General features: G+C 45.9%; 2 protein-coding genes and 2 pseudogenes. 3 read left to right on the forward strand and 1 reads right to left on the reverse strand.

The window, feature by feature from the left end; all coding sequences use genetic code 11:
• Together RMO55_RS14370 and RMO55_RS14375 are read left to right on the forward strand one after the other, a co-directional pair.
• Positions 1-302 (forward strand): annotated as a pseudogene (locus tag RMO55_RS14370) (cobalt ABC transporter ATP-binding protein); the annotation flags it as partial.
• 76 nt (positions 303-378) lie between these two features.
• Positions 379-741 carry a hypothetical protein gene (locus tag RMO55_RS14375; RefSeq protein ID WP_310427539.1) on the forward strand — a complete coding sequence of 121 codons (363 nt, stop codon included), beginning with the start codon at positions 379-381 and terminating at the stop codon, positions 739-741.
• A 34-nt stretch (positions 742-775) separates the two neighbouring features.
• On the opposite strand, the gene RMO55_RS14380 is transcribed toward RMO55_RS14375, so the two are convergent.
• Positions 776-2683 (reverse strand): DNA polymerase III subunit gamma/tau, encoded by a 1908-nt coding sequence (locus RMO55_RS14380; RefSeq protein WP_310427541.1) that lies wholly within the window; start codon positions 2681-2683, stop codon positions 776-778.
• Positions 2684-2832: 149 nt separating this feature from the next.
• Between RMO55_RS14380 and RMO55_RS14385 the strand changes: the two are divergent.
• Positions 2833-3726 (forward strand): annotated as a pseudogene (locus RMO55_RS14385) (hypothetical protein); the annotation flags it as partial.

The raw sequence follows: 3726 nt of genomic DNA on the forward strand, positions 1-3726 counted from the left end.
TATTAATCGAGTTAGACTCGATCGCCAAACTGGGAACGACTTTACTAATTGCCACCCACGATCTAGACTTTGTTTATCAGTGGGCTGATTGGGTATTGGTGATGGAGGAAGGGAGATTAATTGCTGAGGGTGAAACCCTAAAAGTTTTTGAAAAGCTTCAATTTATGCCGAATTTTGAATTAGGAATGCCAATATTATGGCAGATTTGGTCACGACTAACTGCAAAAACTCCTCAACAAATTTTAGCCCCAAGATCGATCGAGGAATTTGTTGTTTATCTTAGTAAAGTGAATAGTGAATAGTTTGATTCTATCGCGATCTCGATCGAATTTAGATAGTATTCATTATTGTCAATAGTAAATATAAATATACAGAATTGTGAAAATCAAGCATCCTTTGTTACCAATTATTGGTATTGCCATCATCGCTACTAATCTTTCCGCTGTTGTTCCCGCGCTTGCTAACAAAACACTTAAATCTAACTCGTTGCCCACTAGCGGGAAAGTATTAAAGCTCACAAATGGAGATTTGATGTGTTATGTAGACTTAATCGATGCCCGTGGTAAAAAATACAACCTTGGAGCTAGTTTTGATATTTGCAACCAAACTAAACTTTTAAATAAGCAGGTACGCCTAAATTACAAGCCACTGAAGGTAAATGATTGTCAAAGTAACGAACCCTGTGGCAAAACTCGAATCGAAAACTCGATCGTCAAAATGAAATTAGTCACTCGAAAATGATTTTTGATTACATTTATGGCAACTGCTATAAATTTCAAATTCCCACAATTTTATCAAAAAGCTCGTGAGTCCGATCGATAATTTCACCATTAAAGATTTTGACGATATTTTCCGTTGCCATTTGGAGTGCGGAATCGATTTCTAGTTCTTCTGGCTCTGACATATTGGCGGCTCGATCGATATCCATTGAGTCGGGTGGCTCGGCGAAATCCATTGGTGGCTCTAGTTCCTCTAATGGTGCTGGCTCGGTTGGAATCGGCGGCTGGGGAGTTGGATCTAAAGGTGGCGGTAAATCGATAATTGGTTCTATTGCCGCTTGAATATTCTCAGCTAGATCTGCTACTTCTTCACCATCAGTGAGATATTCGCCTACTGCTGGTATCGCCATCGGTACGACTGGAGGTGGGGGTGGTACGACTGGTGGAGGTTCGGGCGACAGTGAGGCGACAGAAGAGATCGGTTGAACTTGGCTTCTACCCATGACATCTAGTTTCACCGAAATAGATCGACCGAAGATTTGACTGAATACTTTAGCTAATTCTGGTACTTTACCAGAGGCGATCGACTGCATCGTATCAGATTTCATCGCGACGATCGCTTGGGTTTCAGAAATTGAGATTAACTTCCCAAAGGGTTTAAATAAGTCACGACTCGCGGGTAGAAGCTGCTGTAAGACCTGCTCCCATGTGTTTGAGATATTTTGAGGATCGATCGCTACTTTGGAAGCTGTTGGGGCTACTGGCGCAGGTGTAGAGATCGCTACTCGATCTGGTTGGCTCGGTGGTGGCGCAATTTGCGGGGTGACAGCCGTCGGCGGTGGGGCTGCAATCGTCGCGACTGCAGGCGGCTGAGTGCTGACTGTCAGTAATCCCAAAATAGCAATCTCTAGCCATAATTGGGGCTGAGTACTGTGTTTGAGTTGCACCTCACTGTCTTTGAGATGTTTTTGTCCAGCGAGAATCCAGCTCAGTTGCCAAGTTTGAGCGATTTTAACCAGTTCCGCCCAAGTTTCGCTGGTGAGCGCGACTAAATCGGGACGCTTGGGGGCGGTTTTGGCGATCGTCAAATCGCGGTAACAGCCCGCCAAATTTTGCAGCACAGTCAGAGGTTCTTTACCTCGTTCGAGGATATTGCGCGTGCGATCGAGTAAACTTTCAGGGTCATTGTTGGCGATCGACTGTAAGATATCCAATAAATCTTGTTCTGGTACCGACCCGATCGCATCGTACACTCGATCGGGTGTAATCTCACCACTGAGCAAACTCAACCTGTCGAGTAAACTCTCGGCATCGCGCAAACCACCTTGAGCGATTTGGGCAATTAATTTGACAGATGCAGTCGAAATCTCAATCTGTTCGGTTTTGGCGATATAAGTCAGATGCTTCACCATCGCCTCAACCGCAATTCGCCGATAATCAAATCGCTGACAGCGAGAAATAATCGTCGGTAAAACTCTTTGTGGATCGGTAGTTGCAAGCACGAACACCACCCGATCTGGTGGCTCCTCCAGGGTTTTTAGCAACGAATTGAATGCCGCCGTCGTGAGCATATGACACTCATCGATGATGTACACTTTATAACGACACTGGACAGGAGCATATTGGGCGCGTTCGATAATTTCGCGAATATTATCTACACCCGTATTACTAGCGGCATCAATTTCGGTAATATCTAACGCAGCACCTAGGGCGATCGAACTACAGACATCGCATTTACCACAAGGTTGCGCTGTAGGTACCTGACTAGCAATACAATTAAGAGACTTGGCTAAAATTCGCGCACTAGAAGTTTTGCCCGTCCCCCGTGGGCCTGTAAACAGGTATGCTGGGGCAATCTTCTCCAGTCTAAGTGCATTAGTCAAAGTGGTAGAAATCGCCTCTTGCCCGACCAGATCTGCGAAAGTTTGTGGTCTATATTTATGATGTAGAGGTATATACGCCATCTGCGGGATAAATAGAAAAGAGGTCGAACCGAAAGTAATACCTCTCGATTCTCCAAAGGAGAGGCTTTGCCAACGAGGCTATTTACTAGCACTACCCTCTAAGATACTCTAGATCGAATGTACCTACCTTGCCATCGAGGAATCAGTAAATGTTTAAAAAAATCTGGCAATCATTCGTTAGATGGTTTCGCAAATCATTCGGACGAGGGGCAATTCATGCCAATGAGCGAGTCCCTGCTGCCGAATTACCATCTCTCGATGATACCGATCGAGAATATCTATTTATGCAGTTGCTCGAAGGAGTGGCTCATGGCTGGCAACAACCCCGCGCAATCGGCTTTTTCAACAAAATTAGGCAACGAGTCCGCAAATCAGAATGGCTCGAATGGCTCGATCGATTTGGCAATAATTTAATCGAGGCACCCGTACCTAATTATGAACTAGCTGGGCGGATGGTGCAATTAGGTCAACTCGACTGCGGTGAAATTGGCGATCTAGCTGGAGAATATGGCGTGAAGCTACTCGAACGCCGAGCTGAAGAATTTTCAGGTGAATTGCTACCCATTATGGAGTTTGATGCTTTAGAATCGGCGATTGGTGCAGATCTTCTGAACTACGAACAGTTTGGTGACGTACCGCCAGAACTACTCATTGACAACGATCCGATCTCATCCCCACCAGCACGATCGTTTGGGTATCAACAGGAAGATGAAGATGCCACTTCCGAGACTCGTGAAATTACCCTCGAAGAATTTGCCGCAATGCTGCAAAAAGACCCCGATCTAGTCGCCGAACTAGCCGAACAATTTGGGATTGAAACCACCGATCCACAAGAGATCGTCAATGCCGTGATCGCTCAAATGCAGCAACAAGTACAACAAGTTAGTGGCGATCTCAGTTCGATCCCTGACGAACAAACCACTCCGCCACCACCAACACCCATCTCCGAACTTTCCACTCCCGAACTCACCCCACTCCCCATCCTCCCCACTGCCCCACTCCCCTCCTCCGAACTCCCCCCTCCCCCCCCACCATTACCAAAA

Origin of the sequence: Chamaesiphon sp. VAR_48_metabat_135_sub (assembly GCF_031418915.1) — a bacterium.
Taxonomy (GTDB): Bacteria; Cyanobacteriota; Cyanobacteriia; order Cyanobacteriales; family Chamaesiphonaceae; genus Chamaesiphon.